This window comes from Bacillus sp. FSL L8-0193 (assembly GCF_037976065.1).
Taxonomy (GTDB): domain Bacteria; phylum Bacillota; class Bacilli; order Bacillales; family Bacillaceae; genus Bacillus; species Bacillus paralicheniformis.
Genome location: NZ_CP150261.1, coordinates 2,021,353 through 2,040,736, shown reverse-complemented (window position 1 = coordinate 2,040,736; position 19,384 = coordinate 2,021,353). Strand labels below are relative to the sequence as shown.

The 19,384-nt window shown below is 45.3% G+C and carries 18 protein-coding genes; 13 read left to right on the top strand and 5 right to left on the bottom strand.

Going from position 1 to position 19,384, the window contains the following annotated elements:
• Nucleotides 1-12: 12 nt before the first annotated feature.
• Nucleotides 13-726, top strand: a complete 714-nt coding sequence (locus tag MHH76_RS10355) for a Crp/Fnr family transcriptional regulator (RefSeq protein ID WP_020451636.1) — start codon at nt 13-15, stop codon at nt 724-726.
• Nucleotides 727-771: 45 nt separating this feature from the next.
• Here MHH76_RS10355 and MHH76_RS10350 read toward each other — a convergent pair whose 3' ends face one another.
• Nucleotides 772-1,494 carry a YwiC-like family protein gene (locus MHH76_RS10350; protein WP_023857566.1) on the bottom strand — a complete coding sequence of 241 codons (723 nt, stop codon included), beginning with the start codon at nt 1,492-1,494 and terminating at the stop codon, nt 772-774.
• Nucleotides 1,495-1,643: 149 nt separating this feature from the next.
• Here MHH76_RS10350 and MHH76_RS10345 point away from each other — a divergent pair, with 149 nt between their 5' ends.
• The 9 genes from MHH76_RS10345 to MHH76_RS10305 all read left to right on the top strand — a co-directional run bounded on the left by MHH76_RS10345 (nt 1,644) and on the right by MHH76_RS10305 (nt 11,918).
• Nucleotides 1,644-2,111, top strand: coding sequence for a Crp/Fnr family transcriptional regulator (locus MHH76_RS10345; RefSeq protein ID WP_023857567.1), 468 nt, complete (start codon nt 1,644-1,646; stop codon nt 2,109-2,111).
• 112 nt (nt 2,112-2,223) lie between these two features.
• Nucleotides 2,224-3,327 carry a TIGR04053 family radical SAM/SPASM domain-containing protein gene (locus MHH76_RS10340; RefSeq protein ID WP_023857568.1) on the top strand — a complete coding sequence of 368 codons (1,104 nt, stop codon included), beginning with the start codon at nt 2,224-2,226 and terminating at the stop codon, nt 3,325-3,327.
• Between the two features lie 103 nt (nt 3,328-3,430).
• The gene (locus MHH76_RS10335; RefSeq protein ID WP_306419668.1) at nt 3,431-3,661 is read left to right on the top strand and encodes a DUF1858 domain-containing protein; all 231 of its coding nucleotides are present in this window, start codon (nt 3,431-3,433) and stop codon (nt 3,659-3,661) included.
• Nucleotides 3,658-4,899, top strand: a complete 1,242-nt coding sequence (locus MHH76_RS10330) for a DUF438 domain-containing protein (protein ID WP_023857570.1) — start codon at nt 3,658-3,660, stop codon at nt 4,897-4,899. The genes MHH76_RS10335 and MHH76_RS10330 overlap by 4 nt, the downstream gene beginning before the upstream one ends.
• 173 nt (nt 4,900-5,072) lie before the next feature.
• Nucleotides 5,073-8,759, top strand: a complete 3,687-nt coding sequence (locus MHH76_RS10325; RefSeq protein ID WP_023857571.1) for a nitrate reductase subunit alpha — start codon at nt 5,073-5,075, stop codon at nt 8,757-8,759.
• Nucleotides 8,749-10,218 (top strand): nitrate reductase subunit beta, encoded by a 1,470-nt coding sequence (gene narH, locus MHH76_RS10320; RefSeq protein WP_339224512.1) that lies wholly within the window; start codon nt 8,749-8,751, stop codon nt 10,216-10,218. Before MHH76_RS10325 ends, narH begins: the two co-directional genes overlap by 11 nt.
• Before the next feature lie 17 nt (nt 10,219-10,235).
• Nucleotides 10,236-10,778, top strand: a complete 543-nt coding sequence (narJ, locus tag MHH76_RS10315) for a nitrate reductase molybdenum cofactor assembly chaperone (protein ID WP_023857572.1) — start codon at nt 10,236-10,238, stop codon at nt 10,776-10,778.
• Nucleotides 10,775-11,461 (top strand): respiratory nitrate reductase subunit gamma, encoded by a 687-nt coding sequence (gene narI / locus MHH76_RS10310; RefSeq protein ID WP_023857573.1) that lies wholly within the window; start codon nt 10,775-10,777, stop codon nt 11,459-11,461. Before narJ ends, narI begins: the two co-directional genes overlap by 4 nt.
• 112 nt (nt 11,462-11,573) lie before the next feature.
• Nucleotides 11,574-11,918, top strand: a complete 345-nt coding sequence (locus tag MHH76_RS10305) for a hypothetical protein (protein ID WP_023857574.1) — start codon at nt 11,574-11,576, stop codon at nt 11,916-11,918.
• Nucleotides 11,919-11,963: 45 nt separating this feature from the next.
• On the opposite strand, the gene MHH76_RS10300 is transcribed toward MHH76_RS10305, so the two are convergent.
• Entirely contained in the window at nt 11,964-13,376 is a 1,413-nt protein-coding gene (locus MHH76_RS10300; protein ID WP_023857575.1) for an alanine/glycine:cation symporter family protein, read from the bottom strand.
• Between the two features lie 327 nt (nt 13,377-13,703).
• On the opposite strand from MHH76_RS10300, the gene MHH76_RS10295 reads away from it, so the two are divergent.
• The 3 genes from MHH76_RS10295 (at nt 13,704) to MHH76_RS10285 (ending at nt 15,294) form a co-directional block, all read left to right on the top strand.
• On the top strand, nt 13,704-14,048 hold the full coding sequence (locus MHH76_RS10295; RefSeq protein ID WP_020451623.1) for a hypothetical protein: 345 nt from the start codon (nt 13,704-13,706) through the stop codon (nt 14,046-14,048).
• Nucleotides 14,049-14,076: 28 nt separating this feature from the next.
• Complete coding sequence (locus tag MHH76_RS10290; RefSeq protein ID WP_020451622.1) at nt 14,077-14,202, top strand: hypothetical protein; 126 nt, start codon at nt 14,077-14,079, stop codon at nt 14,200-14,202.
• A gap of 309 nt (nt 14,203-14,511) precedes the next feature.
• The gene (locus MHH76_RS10285) at nt 14,512-15,294 is read left to right on the top strand and encodes a (S)-acetoin forming diacetyl reductase (protein WP_020451621.1); all 783 of its coding nucleotides are present in this window, start codon (nt 14,512-14,514) and stop codon (nt 15,292-15,294) included.
• Nucleotides 15,295-15,518: 224 nt separating this feature from the next.
• Here the strand turns inward: MHH76_RS10285 and MHH76_RS10280 are convergent, their stop codons facing one another.
• The 3 genes from MHH76_RS10280 to MHH76_RS10270 form a co-directional block, all read right to left on the bottom strand.
• On the bottom strand, nt 15,519-16,925 hold the full coding sequence (locus MHH76_RS10280; RefSeq protein WP_023857578.1) for a sugar porter family MFS transporter: 1,407 nt from the start codon (nt 16,923-16,925) through the stop codon (nt 15,519-15,521).
• A 281-nt stretch (nt 16,926-17,206) separates the two neighbouring features.
• Complete coding sequence (araA, locus tag MHH76_RS10275; protein WP_020451619.1) at nt 17,207-18,631, bottom strand: L-arabinose isomerase; 1,425 nt, start codon at nt 18,629-18,631, stop codon at nt 17,207-17,209.
• A 43-nt stretch (nt 18,632-18,674) separates the two neighbouring features.
• Nucleotides 18,675-19,370 carry an L-ribulose-5-phosphate 4-epimerase gene (locus MHH76_RS10270; protein ID WP_023857580.1) on the bottom strand — a complete coding sequence of 232 codons (696 nt, stop codon included), beginning with the start codon at nt 19,368-19,370 and terminating at the stop codon, nt 18,675-18,677.
• Nucleotides 19,371-19,384 lie beyond the last annotated feature (14 nt).

Below are 19,384 nucleotides of genomic sequence, written 5' to 3'. Positions count from 1 at the left end.
GGGTGACGCTCAATGAATATTTCTGTTAGAAAATCAGACACAGATTTGCTCTCAGACGATCTGCATCACTTGCTGGAATCAATCAGTACACGACGAAAAATCAGGCAGGACACATTCCTTTTTCAAGAAGGGATGGATGCGGAGGAACTGTATCTTATTCAGTCGGGACTTGTCCAAATCGGCAAATTGACGTCCGATGGCAAAGAACTGACACTCAGAATGTGCAAAAAAAATGATATTGTCGGGGAGCTTACGCTTTTTACAGAAGATGCGAAATATATGCTGAGCGCAAAGATCCTCTCTGATGGCGAAGTGTTGGTCATCAATAAAGATAAGCTTGAAAAAGAACTCATACAAAACGGTGCACTGACGTTTGAGTTTATGAAATGGATGAGCACGCATTTGCGAAAGATTCAATCGAAAATCCGCGACCTTTTGCTGAATGGTAAAAAAGGCGCGCTCTACTCCACCTTGATCCGTCTCGCAAACAGCTACGGCATCACAAGAAGCGACGGGATTCTCATCAATATTGTGCTGACGAACCAGGATCTGGCGAAATTCTGTGCCGCCGCAAGGGAGAGCATCAACCGCATGCTGAGCGACCTCCGGAAGAACGGTGTCATTTCAATTGAGGACTCGGGAAAAATCGTCATTCATCAGCTCAACTATTTAAAACGCGAAATCGACTGTGAAAACTGCCCGCTCGACATCTGCAATATCGACTGAAAAAACGAAAACAAACAAGGACATGAAGCACAGTGTCCTTGTTTTTTACGTTTGCAGCAGAAAAACGATCAACACGGCCATAAAGAAACAGGCATTCACCAGCTCTGAGATTCCGATTGTCTTAATCGACAGTTTCCTTCCATGTAAAAACCACGCTCTGAAACTGCTCGGCACTACACCAAGCACGGCCCATCCTGCCCCCGCGGCCAGCGAGATGAACGGCAGGAATATGTGGTATCCCCATGAATAAAGTTTAAACCGATTGTTTTTCTTTTCGCGGATCATCGACTTGACATAAAAGGCGCTCCCTGTGAAAAACAAAGCGGACTGGATAAAAACAAACAATGCTTCACCATCAAGCTTCCCCGCTCCCATCCAGAAGCTTGCAAGCCCGCCCGCGCTGAAAACAAGGATTGCAGCAATATCATTTAAAAGCGCCCTGTCGTTGTTTCTTTTCGCATAATAAAGATTGATGAGAAAGAGCGGAAACAGCGGCAGCCCTAGAAAAACGAGCCGCGGCTCCAGCCAGACCGAAATAAGCAGGAAAACGATGGCCGGAATGCCGTAGATGAGAACCCATTTTTGATAGTAAACGATATTTTTCTTCTTCACCATCATCGTAGCCGGAAATGCCGCTAGATATAGAAACAGCCATCCGCAGAACAACGGAATATGCTTTACATCCGCGCCCCCGGCGAACATGCCGAGAACAAACGGGATGACAAGCATCGCCCAGGCGCCGTGCTGCTTCGGTATGAACACTTTCATCACGCATCCTCCCTTCTTTTCTATTACATTATAAAAGTTTCGTCTTTTTTACACAGTGACATTTTGCATACAGGCGTGTGAAATAAATCACTGCGCCCTCCAGCCCGGCGCTTTATACTAAATGCTAATATATAGAAGGAGGATATACCATGGACCGGTTTGACTACTTATTGTTTCTGAAAAATCTTCCTATGTTTCTCGGGGTACCCCTTCCGATCATCAAAAGGCTGCTGAAAAACGGGAAGGTGATCGATATCCAGCCATCTCAGCATTCGCGATCGTTCCTTCATTCGCAATCCGTCTATTTTGTTTTAAAAGGGGAAGTTCATTTTTCTGACAGAAGACTTCCAGAAGAATCCCGAACGATCGCCGAGTGGGAAAAAGGCGATGTTTTCCCTATTGATCAAAAAGGCGAACCTTTCGTATCTCCGTTTATTTCAGTCAACACTGCCGCAGAAACCGCCGTACTTGAAATTCCATTTCATACTTTCAAAAAAATGATGACTTATAACCGCCAATTACAGACGAACTTTCTCATGCTGCTTCAGCAGAATTTGTATTTTTCCTACCAGCTTTTTTTGCGTTACCTCAACTCCTCCGTAGAAGACGACGCGTGAGAAGGGCCTCCCCCTTCTTTCCCTTCCTTTTCTAAATGTGATCTACTTAACTTTTTTTCTTTTTCATTTCCGCTACGATACACATGAATGCAAACGAAAGGACAGATGAAAGATGATACATTGCGATTTCGACAAGTCTCCGTTTATCGTCATTTGGGAGCTGACAAGAGCGTGCGAGCTCAAGTGCCTTCATTGCCGGGCATCGGCTCAAAATAAACGCGATCCGCGGGAGCTCACCCTGAAAGAGGGAAAAGATTTAATTGATCAAATTCATGCGATGGACAATCCCCTCCTCGTGCTGACAGGGGGTGACCCTTTAATGAGAGACGACGTATTCGCCATTATTGAGTATGCCGTCCAAAAAGGGGTTCGCGTCTCCATGACCCCGAGTGCTACGCCGAATGTTACAAGAGAAGCGATTCAATCAGCAAAAGAAATCGGCTTATCCCGATGGGCGTTCAGCTTGGACGGCCCAACCCGAGAAATTCATGATCATTTTCGAGGAACGGACGGTTCCTTTGACCTGACCATGAAGGCCATACGCTACATTCATGAATGCCATCTGCCTCTGCAGATTAATACCGTTATATCCGCTTATAACATCGATTACCTGGATGAAATGGCAAAGCTGATCGAAGAATTGAACTGTGTATTATGGAGTGTATTTTTTCTCGTCCCGACAGGCCGCGCGAAGCGGGAAGATATGATTTCGCCGGTGGACCATGAAAAAGTCTTTCTTTGGCTCAGCCGTTTGGCAAAAGAAGCGCCTTTTGACATCAAAACGACAGCAGCCCAGCACTACCGACGGGTCGTTATTCAACAAAAAATGCGGGAAGCGAAAGACCCCAACATGAAAATCCGCTATGAACACGCATTGCAGAAAGGGAAAATGGATGCGATCGGCGGATTGGGCCGGGCTCCGAAAGGTGTGAACGATGGCAACGGCTTTATGTTTATCTCCCATATCGGCGATGTATATCCAAGCGGACTCCTGCCGTTTAAAGCCGGAAACATACGCGAACAGCCGCTGGCTGAGATTTATCGCGAATCACCGATCTTTAAGGATTTGCGAAATCCGGACGGATTTAAAGGAAAATGCGGCGTCTGTGAATTCCGCCATGTGTGCGGCGGTTCGCGCTCACGTGCCTATGCTCTGACAGGCGATTATCTGGAAAGCGACCCGAGCTGTATTTATATTCCGAAGGCTTTGCGCTGAAAAATGTGATGTACGTCACATTTTTTTCAGCATACTTGTATTACGGTATAGATGAGAATGATCATCACTATCAAAGGATGTGATCCCTCTGCATAATAAAAAAATTGATTTGAACGATTCCGTATACGAACTTTGCACATTGCATCCTGAACTAAAAGCCGTGATGAAGGAAGCCGGGTTTAAAAACATAACGAAGCCCGGCATGCTGGAAACAGCCGGGCGTATCATGACGATTCCGAAAGGCGCGCGAATGATGCAAATCGAATGGCCGCATGTCTTAGACATATTGAAAGCGCACGGATTTGACCCCGTTTGGAAAGGAGAAAAACAATGAGCGAAATGATTAACAACCGGGAAACGCAGCAAGGTCTGCCAGAGGAAAAAAAGCAGCTCTTAAAAGAAATCATCATCGACCTTCATAAAGGAAAACCGCTTGCCGACGTCAAAAAACGGTTTGAAAAGGCGTTCGGTTCAGTCAATGCTGAAGAAATCGCTCAGCTGGAACAGGCGTTAATGAAGGAAGAAGGCATTACCCCCGAAGAAATTCAAGAGCTTTGTTCCGTTCACGCCGCTGTGTTTAAAGGATCGATTGAAGACATTCACCGCGCTGACGCCGATAAGCAGCCAGGCCATCCCGTTCATACTTTTATGAAAGAAAATAAAGAAATCGACCTCCTTTTGAACTTTAAAATGCAGCTTCATTTGGAACGTTTTGAAAAAGAAGATCACCGCGACAACATTCTCAAGCTGCTCACAGACTTAAACTTGCTCGCCGATGTCGACAAACATTACAGCAGAAAAGAAAATCTTCTCTTCCCCTATTTAGAAAAGTACGGAATTACTGGGCCCAGCCAAGTGATGTGGGCTGTCGATGATTTTATCCGCAAGAGCATCAAAGAAGTGAAGCGTTTGTTGGAAGAGTATACGCCGGACAAAAAAGATGAAGTCATCCGCGAGCTAACGTTTATCATTCAAGAAGGCACGGAAATGATTTATAAAGAAGAAAATATCCTCTTGCCGATGGCGCTCAGAACGCTGACAGAAGACGAATGGCTGAAAATCGCGGCTGAAAGCGACGAGATCGGATATTGCCTGACTGCTCCGGAAACGGTGTGGAAGCCTGAACGCCATCAGCTCAAAACAACAGAAGAAGCGGCTGACGGATATGTCAGGCTCCCTACGGGTATTCTGTCCGTGGCCCAGCTTGAGCACATGATGAACCATCTTCCGGTCGATATCACCTTCATCGATGAAAACGATGTGGTCCGCTATTTTTCACACGGAAAGGAACGGATTTTCGCAAGGACAAAAGCCGTAATCGGCCGGACCGTCCAAAACTGCCATCCGCCGGCAAGCGTCCACATCGTCAACAAACTTCTTGACGACTTTAAATCAGGCAAAAAAGACGTTGAAGACTTTTGGATCAAATTTAAAGACAAATACGTGTTCATCCGCTATTTTGCCGTACGCGATGAAAACGGCCGCTATATCGGAACTTTGGAATTCACCCAGAACATCGCCCCGATTCAAGAGATTACCGGGGAAAAGAGAATTTTGAACACGAGCGATTGACCCATTCGACAGCCCGCTTCCATGCAGGCTGTTTTTTTGTCCTCCCTCTCCCCCTCCTGAAAATGTGACAAATTTGTGAAAACCCGAAACCATGTGACAAATTTAACAAGGTCCAGCGCCTCCTCCATATATAGTGAGGGTAGCATCACTGACTCAGAAGGAGTGAACCAGCAATGAAAAAAAAGAAACAGAGTCCCATTTTCAGGAGATTAAATTATTTCTCTCCTATTGAACGCCATTCCAATCAACACAGCCAAACCACTTATGAAGACCGGAATTGGGAAGATGTATACAGAAATAGATGGCAGCATGATAAAGTGGTTCGCTCTACCCACGGGGTGAACTGTACAGGCTCCTGCAGCTGGAATATCTACGTCAAAAACGGAATCGTCACATGGGAAGGGCAGCGACTCGATTACCCTTCGACTGGCCCTGATATGCCGGACTTTGAACCGCGCGGCTGTCCGAGGGGAGCGAGCTTTTCCTGGTATATATACAGCCCGCTCCGCGTGAAATATCCGTATGTACGCGGTGTGCTGATCCAGATGTGGCGCGAGGCGCTAAACAGCAGCAAAAATCCGCTGGAAGCATGGAAATCAATTATCGAAAACCCTGAAAAAGCAAAGGCCTATAAACAGGCGCGCGGAAAAGGCGGATTTGTCCGCGCCGAATGGAGCGAAGTCCTGAAGCTGATTTCGGCTTCCCTTCTGTACACCATTGCCAAATACGGTCCTGACCGAAATGTCGGCTTCTCGCCGATTCCAGCCATGTCGATGCTCAGCCACGCAGCAGGGTCACGCTTTATGTCCCTGATCGGCGGGCCGATGCTGAGCTTCTATGACTGGTATGCCGACCTCCCTCCTGCTTCACCGCAAATTTGGGGAGATCAAACCGACGTTCCGGAAAGCAGCGACTGGTACAATTCGGGCTACATCATGACATGGGGTTCTAATGTGCCGCTTACCAGAACGCCTGACGCTCACTTTTTAGCCGAAGCCCGCTATAAAGGGGCAAAAGTGATTTCGATCAGTCCGGACTTTGCCGAGTCCTCAAAGTTTTCCGATGATTGGCTGAGCATCAGACAAGGAACGGACGGCGCACTGGCCATGGCGATGGGCCACGTCATTCTGCAAGACTTTTATGTCAACCAGAAGACGGAGCGTTTTATTGATTATGCAAAACAATATACCGATTTCCCGTTTTTGGTGACTTTGAAAGAGGAAAACGGAACGTTCACAGCAGGCCGCTTCCTCCATGCTAAAGATATCGGGCGTGCGACAGAGCATGATGAGTGGAAGCCTGCCGTTTGGGACGAAGACACAGATGGATTTGCGATTCCGCAGGGCACGATGGGCTCTCGCTGGGACGGCCAAGGAAAATGGAATCTGCGCATGGTTGATGAGGATTCAGAAAAACCGATCACACCTCGGCTTTCCATGCTTGGACACGAAGATATGATCGGCACGGTCAACATTCCTTACTTCTCACATGACGGCAATAAAGTGCTTGAAAGACCGCTTCCGATCAAAAAAATGATTCTGGACGGAGAGGAAGTTTTTGTTTCTACCGTTTTCGACCTGACGCTCGCCAACTATGGCGTCAACCGCGGAATTGACGGGCAGACGCCGGCATCATTTGATGATCCTGAACCGTTTACACCGGCTTGGCAAGAGCCGATTACTGGCATTAAAAGTGAAATGGTGATCAAGATCGCAAGGGAATTCGCGCAAAATGCGATTGACACAGAGGGCCGTTCAATGATCATTGTCGGCGCCGGGATTAACCATTGGTTCAATTCAGACACCATTTACAGAGCTGTGCTGAACCTTGTGCTTCTCGTCGGAGCTCAAGGGGTTAACGGAGGCGGCTGGGCCCACTATGTCGGCCAGGAAAAACTCCGGCCGGCCGAAGGATGGCAGACGATCGCGACGGCCAAAGACTGGGGAGGCCCTGCCAAACTGCAAAACGGAACATCATTTTTCTACTTCGCTACCGACCAGTGGCGCTATGAAGATCAGGAAATCAGCGGGCTTGCTTCCCCTATCGCAAAAACATCGCGCTACAAGCACCACGCCGATTACAATGTGCTGGCGGCAAGACTCGGATGGCTTCCTTCGTATCCGACGTTTGAGAAAAACGGTATTGATCTGTATAAAGAAGCAGAAAAAGCAGGCGCTGAGAACGCTCAGCAAGTCGGAAGCTATATCGCCAGACAGCTTGAGGAGAAAAAGCTCAAGTTTTCAATTGAAGATCCTGACAATGAAAAGAACTTCCCGAGAAATCTATTTGTCTGGAGAGCCAACTTAATCTCGAGCTCCGGCAAAGGTCATGAATATTTTCTGAAGCACTTGCTCGGCACGACTAACGGACTGATGAACGATGATCAGGACAGCGTCCGTCCCGAAGAAATCACATGGCGTGACAAAGCGCCTGAAGGCAAACTCGACTTACTGGTCAATCTCGATTTCCGGATGGCGGGAACAGCCCTTTATTCAGACATCGTGCTCCCTGCGGCCACCTGGTACGAAAAACACGATCTCAGCAGCACGGATATGCATCCGTTCATCCACCCGTTTAACCCGGCAATCAGCGCGCCGTGGGAAGCAAAGTCTGATTGGGATATTTTCAAAGCATTGGCAAAAGCGGTTTCCAATCTGGCTGAAGAAATGGACATGGAACCTGTAAAAGAGGCTGTTGCGACTCCTCTTCTCCATGACACTCCACAGGAAATGGCGCAGCCGCTCGGGAAAATCAAAGATTGGAGCAAAGGCGACTGCCCTGCCGTTCCCGGCAAAACAATGCCGCAAATTCATGTTGTGGAACGGGATTACAAGCAGATTTTCAATAAGATGACATCGCTTGGGCCGAATGTTGTCAAACAGCCGTTTGGTACGAAAGGTATGAACTGGTCTGTTGAAGCGGAATATGATTCCCTCAAAAAAACGCTCGGCGTCGTAAAAGACGACACGATCGCCAAAGGCTGTCCTGACATCAGTGATGCAAGACAGGCTGCGGAAGCGGTATTGACCCTCTCTTCCACTTCAAACGGGAAAGTAGCCGTTAAAGCGTGGGAATCGCTTGAAAAAATAACGAATCTTGAGTTGAAAGACTTAGCTGAAGAACGGGAAGAGGAATGCTTTACATTTGAGCAAATTTCGGCTCAGCCGAAAACGGTGATCACCTCCCCTGCTTTCAGCGGTTCTGAAAAAGGCGGACGGCGCTATTCTCCGTTTACAACGAACGTTGAAAAACTGATTCCGTGGAGAACGCTGACCGGCAGACAGTCTTTTTACCTTGATCATGAAATGATGACCGAATTCGGCGAGAACATGGCGACATTCAAGCCGATCCTGATCCACCGCCCTTTCTTGAACAAGCGTCCGGATCAGGAAGGAAAAGAAATCGTTTTAAACTATTTAACGCCGCATAATAAATGGTCGGTTCACAGCATGTATTTTGATTCCCTGCCGATGCTTACCCTTTTCAGAGGCGGGCCGACAGTCTGGATGAATAAAGACGATGCGGAAGAAACCGACATTCAGGACAACGACTGGATCGAATGCTTCAACCGAAACGGAGTCGTCGTCGCACGGGCCGTGACATCACACCGGATTCCAAAAGGAATGGCCTTTATGCACCATGCCCAAGACCGGCATATCAATGTACCGGGAACAAAGCTGACGAATAACCGCGGTGGAACCCATAACAGTCCGACACGCATCCATGTCAAGCCGACGCAGATGATCGGAGGCTACGGCCAGCTCAGCTACGGATTCAACTACTACGGGCCGACAGGAAATCAGCGCGACCTCAATGTCGTGATCAGAAAATTGAAGGAGGTCGATTGGCTTGAAGATTAAAGCTCAAATCGGAATGGTAATGAACCTTGATAAATGCATCGGCTGCCATACATGCAGCGTCACATGCAAAAACACATGGACAAACCGTTCCGGTGCAGAATATATGTACTTCAACAACGTCGAAACAAAACCGGGCATCGGCTACCCTAAACAATGGGAGGACCAGGATAAATACAGAGGCGGCTGGGAGCTGAAAAAAGGCAAACTTCAGCTCAAATCAGGCGCCAAAACAACGCGGCTCATGAATTTATTCTACAACCCGTACCAGCCGACGATCGATGACTACTATGAACCTTGGAACTATGATTATGAAACGCTGACAAACAGTCCGGAGAAAAAACACCAGCCTGTTGCAAGGCCGAAGTCTTCCATTACGGGAGACTTCATGAACCTTGAATGGGGTCCGAACTGGGAAGACGATCTTGCTGGCGGCCACATTACAGGCCTTCAAGATCCAAACGTCAAAAAAATGGAAGAATCGATCAAGACTGAATTTGAAGACGTCTTTATGATGTATCTGCCAAGGATATGCGAACACTGCATCAATCCTTCCTGCGTCTCCTCCTGTCCGTCGGGAGCGATGTACAAACGCGAAGAAGACGGGATCGTTCTCGTCGATCAAAATGCGTGCCGCTCATGGAGACACTGTGTATCATCATGCCCTTATAAAAAAGTGTATTTCAACTGGCAGACGAACAAGGCGGAAAAATGCACATTGTGCTTCCCTCGTCTTGAAGCAGGACTGCCGACAATCTGCTCTGAGACATGCGTCGGCAGAATCCGCTATCTCGGAGTCATGCTTTATGATGCAGATAAAGTCGAAGAAGCGGCTTCAGCCGAAAATGAAAAAGATCTATATCACTCCCAGCTGGAAATTTTCCTTGATCCGAATGATCCCGCTGTCGCAGAAGAAGCAAAAGCTCAAGGCATTCCGCTGGAGTGGATCGAAGCAGCGCAAAAATCTTCAATCTACAAAATGATCATTGATTGGAAAATCGCTCTGCCGCTGCATCCTGAATACCGGACATTGCCGATGGTATGGTATATTCCGCCGCTCAGTCCGATTATGAATATGTTTGAAGGAAAAGGAACGGCCCAATCAGCTGAAGATATCTTCCCTGCCATTGATGAAATGCGGATTCCGATCGAATATTTGGCCAATTTGCTGACTGCCGGTGATACACACCATATAAGAACGACATTAAAGAAAATGTCTGTGATGCGTATGTACATGCGAGCGACTCAAACAAACAAACAGATCGATTCAGCCCTGATTCAAGATACCGGATTGACTGAAGAGCAGATTGAAGATATGTACCGTCTGCTTGCGATCGCCAAATACGATGACCGCTTTGTCATTCCGCAAACCCATCGCGAAGAAGTCGCGGATCTGTACATGGAACAAGGAAGCTGCGGATTATCGTTTGCCGGAGGACCCGGCTCTTGCCAAAACATATAACACTGGAGGGAAGCTTCATGAATGGAACAGACAAACAAACCGTTTTTGCCGCTCTTTCTCACCTCCTCTCCTACCCTGATGAAGAGTGGAGAAAAGAACGTTCCGAATGGCAGCAGATCATCGGCGAAATCGAACATGAAGCGCTGAAAGGGCATCTGCTTGCCTTTTTGGAAAGCGCGGCTTCCTATTCGTCTGAGGAATTGATCGAAACGTACGTATATACGTTTGATTTCGGCAAAAAAACGAACCTTTATGTCACCTATTTCAACTCCGGTGAACAAAGGGAGCGCGGAATTGAATTGCTGCAGCTGAAAGATCTGTATCAGCAGTCCGGTTTTCAGCCGACAGACAAAGAGCTGCCGGATTATCTGCCGCTCATGCTTGAATTTGCTGCAGTCGCCGATCATGAAAAAGCTGCGGCTGTATTCCAAAAATACGCAGCGAACCTGGAAGAATTAAGATTGCAGCTTTCAGAGAATGAAAGCATCTATACGCCGTTATTAGACGGATTAACGATGATTTTAGAGGAAATTGGTGTTGAAAGGAATGTACAGCCATGATCGAACAAATACTGTGGGTCATCCTCCCCTATATCGTCATCACCATTTTTATCGGAGGGCATATATACCGCTATCAACATGATCAGTTTGGCTGGACGGCCAAATCAAGCGAAATGCTCGAAAAGAAAAAATTAGCGCTTGGCAGCAGCCTTTTTCACTGGGGAATCTTTTTTGTCATCGGCGGGCATGTGATGGGAATTTTAATTCCGGAAAGCCTTTATCAGGCGCTCGGCGTATCAGAGCATATGTACCATAAAGTCGCGATCGGTTTCGGACTGCCCGCGGGCATCGCCGCGCTGTCAGGACTTATCATATTGACCTACCGCAGATTCACGGACAAACGAATTCGAAAAACGAGCTCTGCCGGTGATTTCATCACGCTGGTCGCTTTGTTATTCGTCATGACGACTGGGCTTGCGGCAACCTTCTTGAACATCGATTCAAAAGGATTCGACTATCGGACAACAATCAGCCCGTGGTTTCGCAACATTTTCTTATTCAAGCCTGATGCCGGACTTATGGCGAGCGTGCCCCTCTGGTTTAAGCTTCATATTATGATGGGCTACGTCATTTTCATCGTCTGGCCGTTTACTCGGCTCGTCCACGTATTCAGCATGCCGCTAAAATATTTGACAAGAAGCTATGTTGTTTACCGAAAACGGGCGCCCCGCAAAAGCATTTAAACATTTTCCCTAAAGCCAAAACGGCTTTAGGGATTTTTTTCTCTATAGGCAAGCTACCCTTATTCCCTATCAATCATACGATAAAGCAAACCATCAGAAAGGAGCGTTTTTATTGTATCCATACGATCCTTCACTATATGATCCGTATCGCCAGCAATTTCCGCCGGGGCCGCCTCCAGGAGTTGGAGGACAGCAGCAACAGCAGTTTCTCCCCCCGCCGCCGAGCCAATTTCCGCAAGACACCGGCCCTTCGGTATTTGCCGTTGATCCCGGCGGAATCAGAAGATGCCTGTTCAAATATACATTCATCCGCTTAAGAAACGGCAGCCACTTTTGGTTCTACCCGGTTTTCGTCGGACGTTATTCGATTGCGGGCTACCGCTGGAGACCGCGTCAATTCCGCTGGGTTTACTTCGGTATTGACTTGAACGAGATTACCTCATTCAGCTGTCAGTAAAAAAACAAGAAAAAGGCGCCCCAAGGACGCCTTTTTTCATATTGTTTATTTCGATTGCAATGTTTCCTTCTCGTCTTCCCAAGCCTCTGTGTTTTTCAGACCTGGAATCGAGCTTGCCTTAAAGACAGGGTTCTTCCCTGTTTTACGCTGATCAGTATAGTCTTTCAGCACTTTCGCGGCAATTCCGGAAAGAAGCAGAATCGCAATCAGGTTAATGATCGCCATTAATCCCATAAATAAATCCGCCATGTCCCACACAAGTTGAAAACCGGATACAGATCCAAAGATGACCATTGCGACAACAGCTGTACGGTAAACGGCAAGCGTCGTCTTGCTCTTTTTAATAAATTCAATATTCGTCTCACCATAATAGTAGTTTCCGACGATTGAGCTGAAAGCGAACAGGAAAATCGCCACTGCGACAAACGCAGGCGCCCAGCTTCCGACATGATGCTGCATGGCTGCTTGTGTAATTTGAATGCCGTCAAGCTCTTTGCCCGGCGTCAGATTGAACAGCAGAATCATAAAGGCTGTCGCACTGCAGATAACCATCGTATCAAAGAATACGCCAAGCGTTTGGATAAAACCTTGCTTCGCCGGGTGAGAGACATTGGCAGTCGCCGCTGCGTTCGGCGCGCTTCCCATTCCGGCTTCGTTTGAAAACAAGCCGCGCTTCGCACCGATAATAATGATGCTACCGAGCGTACCCCCTGCAATCTGCTCGATCCCGAAAGCATCTTTCACAATCATCGCGAAAACGGCCGGTATTTGAGAAATATTCGTCAGCACGACAAATAAAGCAAGTCCAAGATAAATGACCGCCATAACCGGAACGATCAACTGCGAAACTGTCACAACGCGTTTCAAACCGCCGAAAATGATAAATCCGGTCAATACCGCCAAAACAATTCCGACCGTTGTTTTATCAAGGTTGAAAGCCCCTTCCATCGAACCGACGATCGTATTGGCTTGCACCGCATTAAAGATCAATCCGAATGTAATCGTAATCAAAACGGCAAAGATAATGCCCATCCATCTGGCGCCCAGCGCTTTTTCCATATAATAAGCTGGGCCCCCTCTGAAATGATCGCCGTCTTTGACCTTGTACACTTGAGCCAGCGTACTCTCCACAAAGCTGGAAGCCATACCGACAAGCGCGACAACCCACATCCAAAAGACCGCTCCAGGTCCTCCTGTTGCAACAGCAAGCGCGACACCGGTCAGGTTACCCGTGCCGACACGCGAAGCGGCGGAAATAAAGAAAGCCTGCAAAGACGAGACGCCTTTTCCTTTCTCCTCCTTTTGTCCGACGATACGAAACATCTCGAAGAAATAGCGGAATTGAACGAATTTCAATTTAAAAGTAAAGAACAGGCCTATTCCTATTAATATATAGACTAAATAAGTCCAAATAAAACCGCTTGGGACATTGATGATTTCGCTTAAAATTTCTTCCATAGCACCCTCCTGAAACAAACGAATTTTGTTTTGATGTTAAGTTTTCTAACATGATAGGATTATATCATAATAATGACACAAGAAAAACTAGATAGAATTTTCTGTCTTTTAAACATAAAGGCTGTTAACATCATTATTACTTTAGTCCCAATGCTCATTATAGCAGAGTATCATCTTTATTCATATATAAAAATGCGCTTTCATTCCAAGTGCGTTGCGAAAAATCTCATATTGTCAATAAATATTTGCCAACTGTCACAAAATAATCATCTTTTCTTATAACATAAAATATGCTAAGATGATGAGATACTAAGGGGATGAGATCCAATGAAAAAGACATTGTTTCTGCAACTGTCCATATTCTTTTTAGTCATTGCGAGCCTTCATTCGTTCTCAATGCCCCAGATGCCGGCAAATCACCATACGCAAAAAGCCGCTGTTTCAGGAGACGAACTCCATGAACTGACAGCCGGCAAATATGGTGAAGAAAAGGCGAAATCATTGTGGAATTCACTCGGCTTCGGAGCTGAATCCATTCTTCTCTTCATCTTAGCTGCGGCTTCCGGCCAGGCGTTCATGATGAACAGGCGGAAAGAGCATCTGAAGGCATTTATGCTCGCGGTGTTCTATCACTCTTCTTATTTCGATAAAGCGCATGTTTTAAAACCATAACCATACGAAAAAAACGGGAGGTTTTAACATGTTATTTATTATAAGAACGGTGATTATTGGACTATTTTCATTAGCAGCAATCAATTTGTTTGTTTTTCAAGGAATTGAATTCATGCACGCGATTACCGACCTTTTCAATCGCCAGGACAGCTGAATTTGAAGCGATTTGAAAAAGCTAGACAATAAAATTCATGAAACAGTTTGATTGGCATGAGTCCGGCACTGCACGGATTCATGCCTTTTCATTTGGTCTTCCTTCGTCTTGTGATTGCAGTAAAAGCGGAACAATCCTATTATACTTAAATACAGCTTTTCCATCTTCTTCAAAAACAATTAAATTTTTTCGAAAAATTTTAAACATTTTTTCAACAACTGCCGGGATTTTATTTCAAATCTACAAATATAAGATATAATGTTTCTGTACCAATTAAATACCAATTACTTATAGAAAGAAGATGTTCATATGAGTAAAGTATCTGGAAAAATTGCTTTTGTTACTGGCGGAGGCCAAGGAATTGGCGAAGCAATCTGCAAACGCTTGGCGGAGGATGGGTTCGCTGTTGCAGTTGCCGATTATAATGTAGAAACTGCAACACAAGTTGCTGAGGACATTAACCAGCATAACGGTAAGGCAATTGCAGTTAAAGTGGATGTTGCTGATCGGGACGATGTTTTTAAAGCAGTCGATGAAACGGTTAAACGCCTCGGCGGTCTTGATGTGGTGATCAATAATGCAGGTCTTGGACCAACCACACCTATTGAAAGCATTACATATGAAGATTATCGGAAAATCTATGATGTTAACGTCGGCGGTACTTATTGGGGAATTCAAGCAGCTGTAAAAGCCTTTAAAGAACTTGGACACGGCGGGAAAATCATTAATGCTTCTTCTCAAGCCGGTCAAGTCGGTAACCCGGGCTTGGCAGTTTACGGCGGAACAAAGTTCGCTGTTCGCGGGATTACGCAAACGGCGGCAAAAGATCTAGCTGAATTAGGCATTACGGTTAACGCCTTTTGTCCGGGTATCGTAAAAACGCCTATGATGATGGGGATTGCACAGCAAACCGCTGATGAAGCAGGCAAGCCATTTGAATGGGGAATGGAACAATTCGCTAAAAATATTGCATTAAAACGCTTATCAGAGCCGGAAGATGTAGCAGCATGCGTTTCTTATCTTGCAGGGCCGGATTCAGATTATATGACCGGCCAGTCTCTTATCATTGATGGCGGAATGGTATTTAATTAATTTTAAAATCATATTCAATATGGAGGGCGGAGTTTTCCGCCTCCATATTGAAATAACAAGCTAGAGCTGATATGTCACGGTTCGTCCAATCACGCCCCGTTTAAAAATTTGGACCAAAGAGCGTCTTCCCTTTTGAAACCCCCTGTTTCAAAATGAACTAGTGCGAAGATTTCCCCTGCGATAAGCGGCACCCAAGATAGCTCCTTTCGATTCCACTCCAAGCCTCATAGGTTTATTTGCGCGCTTTTTCCGCCAATTTGTTTATTTCCTTCATTTTTTTCGATTTCCTCTAAACTGCGACCTCGAGTTTCAGGGACGCGTGTCCGGATAAATACAACTCCAAGTAAACAAATAACACCGAAGATTGCAAACACAGCTTCTTGAGACATCGAAGCGGTCATAATAGGAAATAGCAATCCAACCAAGAAAGAGCCGATCCAGTTAAATGATGAAGCTATTCCAGACGCGCGCCCGCGAATGACCAGAGGGAAAATTTCTCCAACGATGACCCAAGTTAAAGGAGCCCACGTGAATGAATAAAGTGCTACATAGATACTTAAAAAGACAACCATCATCATTGGATTTGCATTAGGAATTAATATATTCAATATTGCCGGCAAAATAAAGGACAGCCCCATAACGGTTCCGCCTACTGTTAATAAAGTACGGCGATTAAATTTATCAGCGATCATGATGAATAGCAATGAACCTAGCACGAGAATAACACCTTGAATAATCGGCCACATCAACGCTGAACTTGCCGCATTCCCTGTTGCTTTTTCTACAATCAAAGGAATGTAATAAAAAATTGCGTTAGCACCCTGGAATTGTTGAAAAGCGGCAACACCCACACCAGCAATTAATAAAAAACGATATTTATTACTTAAGAGTGTAGCCCATGATGCTTTTTGATTTGCCTTTGTTTCCTCTCTGGCAGTTTCTTGAATTTGTGCTATTTCAGAATCAATCTCCCCTTTGTTAGAGCGAATATAGCTCAACACCTTGCGTGCTTCATCAAGTTTATTGTTCTTGATTAAAAAACGAGGTGATTCAGGTAACTTTAACATTCCAACATATAAGATCACAGCAGGTACGGCAGCCAAACCAAGCATCAACCGCCACGCCATTGTTTCCGGCAAATCTTTCAATAGAAAATCAACAATGTAAGAAAGCAACATTCCAGAACAAATCATGGTTTGATTAATTCCTGACAGCCGTCCGCGTAAACGTGCAGGCGCCATTTCCGACATATAGGCCGGGACCAATGCAGAGGCAGCACCAACGGCCAATCCTAATAAAACCCGAGAAATAATTAAAAACAGTACCCCATTATGAGGTGCTATTCCTGACAAAATGGATCCAACAACAAAAATGACAGCGGAAATTAAAATCATTTTGCGACGTCCCAAACGATCAGAAAGTTGTCCGGCCAGGGCGCCTCCAAAAATAGCGCCTAACATGACCGAAGAAGTAATCCAGCCAATAACCCCGGCGTTGTCTTGAAGGTTCCAATCGTGTTGCAGAAAAGGCAAAGCCCCCGTCATAACGCCGATATCATAACCGAAAAGAATGCCGGCAAAAGCCCCGAAAAAATAAATGAAGCCACTTGAGATTTTCTTTTCATTAACCATTTAAGTTCCCTCCTCAAGGTTGAAATTATATTGTGTAATCCAGCCACCAAAATTATCGATGACTTTTTCAGAAATCATTAAAGTGTTTCCAAACTGCAAATACATGCTAGGATATTGGTGGGATTTCTCACTAAACCTCATGGTTTTATTCGCCTATTATTAAACGCTTTCAATTTTTCCGGAACATAACGATAACGCTTACAAAATCATGAATATTTTGATATCTGATATCCCTATTTTTCACCTCCAAGGAAGCAGAGCCTCCTCGGAGGTTAGAGGCATTACTTAATTACTACATATTCCAGGTCAACCAGCTTTGCATAAGTGATCATTTGGTCTGTTGTTAAATTCAATGAAACAACTGTATGGTGACCGCCGCCGTTTTCAAGCCACGCTTTCACTCCATCCTGAAAGTTAGGCTTCACTTCCCAAAGCACCCGTGCCACCGGAAGGTTTGGTGCCGGAACAGTTGGTTCAAATGCAGAAACTTCGTTAATCAACAGTTTGTAATGCGTACCAAAGTCTGCCATTGAAACAACCACACCATCTCCTGCTTTTCCGTCGAACACTAAGCGTGCCGGGTCTTCACGATCACCAATACCTAATGGAGATACGATAATTTTCGGTTTGTTGCTTGCTAAAGATGGGTCAACTTCAAGCATATGTGATTGAAGGATTGATTCTTGACCGGCAGCTAATTCATATGTGTAATCTTCCATAAAGCCGGTTGATTGGTTACGGCTCATCACTTTGAGTAAACGATCGAGCGCTGCAGTTTTCCAATCTCCTTCACCAGCAAAGCCATATCCTTGGGCCATCAAACGTTGGACGGCAAGACCCGGAAGTTGTTTCATCCCATATAAATCTTCAAAGTTAGTTGTGAAGGCATTATAACCACCATCATCCAGGAAACGTTTAATGGCGATTTCATAGCTTGCTTGTACTTTTACGCTCTTCTCCCAATCTTCCTGACTGTAAGTACCATAATCAAATTCATAAAGGTCTGCATATTCAGCAAACAAGCGATTAATTTCTTCATCTGTAACCGCATTCACGTATTGAACAAGATCACCAATGCCAAAGTAATCAACTGTCCAGCCAAATTGAATTTGCGCTTCAACCTTATCCCCTTCAGTAACAGCAACGTTACGCATGTTGTCACCAAATCGGGCGACCTTGATGTTGAAGCTTTCGTTATAAGCAACCGCTACGTCCATCCATTCCGCAATTTGCTGTTGCACTTCAGGGCGTTCCCAATAACCTACGACAACTTTATTTTGTTTTTGCAAACGGGCATTGATAAAACCGTATTCACGGTCCCCATGAGCAGATTGGTTTAGGTTCATAAAGTCCATGTCAATCGTTGTCCACGGAATACTTTCATTAAATTGTGTCGCTAAATGAAGTAACGGTTTTTGTAATAATTTTGTTCCGCGAATCCACATTTTTGCAGGTGAAAAAGTATGCATCCAAGTGATAACACCGGCAACTTCGTCACGATAGTTCACTTCTTTCATGATGCTTGTGATTTTATCTGCACTAACAGCTAAATCTTGCAATACAAGCGGATATGGCAATACAGCGCTTTCATTTAATGCATCAGTCACGGCTTGCGCGTGCGCTCTGACTTCTTCAAGCGCTTCTTCCCCATAAAGATGTTGTGAACCTACGACAAACCAGAATTCTTTTTTTCCTTGTGTTAACATCATAACCCTCTTTTCTTAAATGAATAGTTTGATAGAATTGACTTTACTTTTGACCATAATAAGCATTTTTACCGTGTTTTCGTAAATAATGTTTATCTAAAATACATTGTGGTAATTCTTTTGCAAAATGATTTAATTCTCGGGTAAATAAATTCATTTTCGCGACTTCATCCAACACCACACTATTCAATACTGCTGATTTTACATCTTTGCCCCAAGTAAATGGACCATGACCATGAAGTAAGACACCGGGAACAGCTAAAATATCTAACCCGCGCTCTTCAAATGTTTCGATAATGACATTACCTGTTCCTACTTCGTAACCTCGATCAACCTCCTCTTGTGTCAAGTATCGGGCACATGGCACGGAACCATAGAATGTGTCTGCATGAGTGGTCCCCATCGCCGGAACATCAAGGCCTGCTTGAGCCCAGATTGTCGCCCAAGTTGAATGAGTGTGTACAATTCCTCCAATTTCAGGGTAATGCTTATAAAGTACCGCGTGAGTCGCTGTATCTGATGAAGGTCTCAGCTCTCCTTCAACAATATTGCCATCTAAATCAACAACCACCATATCACTAGCTTTCATTGTTTCATAATCAACACCACTAGGTTTGATAACGAATAAACCAGTTTCACGGTCAATGGCACTTGCATTTCCCCATGTGTATTTCACAAGTCCGTATTTAGGCAAGTCCAAATTTGCTTGTAACACTTCTTCTTTCAATTGTTCTAGCACGTCAACCCCTCCAC